At 32.5% G+C, this 1,688-nt stretch carries 2 protein-coding genes; both read left to right on the forward strand.

Translation table 11 applies throughout. The annotated features are described in order from the left end of the window. Positions 1–132 precede the first annotated feature (132 nt). On the forward strand, positions 133–1,101 hold the full coding sequence (xerA, locus tag BN52_RS07265; protein WP_008473798.1) for a site-specific tyrosine recombinase/integron integrase: 969 nt from the start codon (positions 133–135) through the stop codon (positions 1,099–1,101). Next, positions 1,101–1,631 (forward strand): restriction endonuclease subunit S, encoded by a 531-nt coding sequence (locus tag BN52_RS07270; protein WP_008473799.1) that lies wholly within the window; start codon positions 1,101–1,103, stop codon positions 1,629–1,631. Before xerA ends, BN52_RS07270 begins: the two co-directional genes overlap by 1 nt. Positions 1,632–1,688: the final 57 nt, after the last annotated feature.

Genomic DNA, 1,688 nt, shown 5'->3' on the forward strand with positions numbered 1-1,688 from the left:
TCAAGTAGAAAACAATGTACTTAACAAGATGAAGCAAGAGATATTAAACAAATACTTCTAGGCCACTAAATTATCATTTACCTAAAAACTAACGTTGTGTGGTGTAATACTTTAAAAACGGAGAAGTACACTATGCAAAAAAAAGAAGTAGACAAGATAGTTAGAGAAATGTTGCCTTTTTTGAACAATTTACAATTGGTGAGGTTAAAAGAGGTTCTGGGTAAATGCATATTAGCCAATAATTCTAAAGAAGACCAAACAAATACTTTTTTGTTGGATAAGTTTTTTGCGGCTAAACGAGCTGAGGGATGTTCGGAAAAATCCTTGGCTTATTACGAAGCTACCATAACCAAAACATTAAGAAAAATCGGTAAAAATGCAAAGGAAATAGTGACGGATGATTTAAGGGAGTATTTGACGACTTATCAAAGAGAACACAGATCTAGTAAAACTACGATAGATAACATGCGAAGAATTATGTCTAGCTTTTTTAGCTGGTTAGAGGATGAAGACTACATAGTTAAAAGTCCCGCTAGGAGAATACATAAAGTTAAGGTAACAAAGATTGTTAAAGAAACCTATTCTGATGAAGAGTTAGAAAAACTTCGGGATAGTTGTACCTACCTAAGAGACTTGGCAATTATTGATTTTATGGCTTCAACTGGAGTAAGAGTTGGTGAATTGGTATTACTAAATCGGAGTGATATTGATTTTCAAGAGAGAGAATGTGTAGTATTTGGAAAGGGAGGCAAAGAACGAGTAGCTTACTTTGACGCACGGACTAAATTGCATCTGCAAAACTATTTGAGTAGTAGAGATGATGATAATGATGCATTATTTGTTTCATTAAATAAAAAGCGATCAAGATTAACGATTGGTGGTATAGAATCAAGGCTTAAAAATTTAGGTCGAAAAGTAGGGCTAGTTAAAGTTTATCCACATAAGTTTAGAAGAACGCTGGCAACAGTAGCAATTGATAAGGGTATGCCGATAGAACAACTACAACAGCTATTAGGGCATAAGAGAATTGATACAACTTTGCATTATGCAATGGTTAAACAGCAAAACGTAAAAATAGCACATAGAAAATATATAGGGTGATGAATGTGAAAGTAAAAGATATTGCAGAGATTAACCTTGAAACGATAGGTAAAAATTACGTGGGACAGCTAAATTATTTGGATACCAGTTCAGTTACGGATAATTATTTTGAAAATTACAAAACATATTTAAGTTTTAAGGACGCACCTAGTAGGGCAAGAAGAAAAGCAAATATAGGAGATACAGTAATATCAACTGTGAGACCTAATCAAAGACATATAGGTTTTATAAATAAACAGCCTAATAATGCAGTTTATAGCACTGGTTTTGCTGTAGTTAGTCCTAAAACTAGAAAAGTTGATCCATATTATCTTTATCTTTTTCTATCATCTGATAAGGTAACGGAAATGCTTCAACAAATAGGTGAGACGTCTACATCAACTTACCCTTCAGTGAAACCTAGCGATATAGAAAATTTGGAAATAGAATTACCTAGTAAGGATGTTCAAGAAAAAATATCAAATGAATTATATCTGTTGGATAGTAAAATTAAACTAAATGGCCAAATAAATGATAATTTAGTGGCCTAGAAGTATTTGTTTAATATCTCTTGCTTCATCTTGTTAAGTACATTGTTTTCTACTTGA

The organism is Lactobacillus gigeriorum DSM 23908 = CRBIP 24.85 (genome assembly GCF_000296855.1).
In the GTDB taxonomy this organism is placed as follows: domain Bacteria; phylum Bacillota; class Bacilli; order Lactobacillales; family Lactobacillaceae; genus Lactobacillus; species Lactobacillus gigeriorum.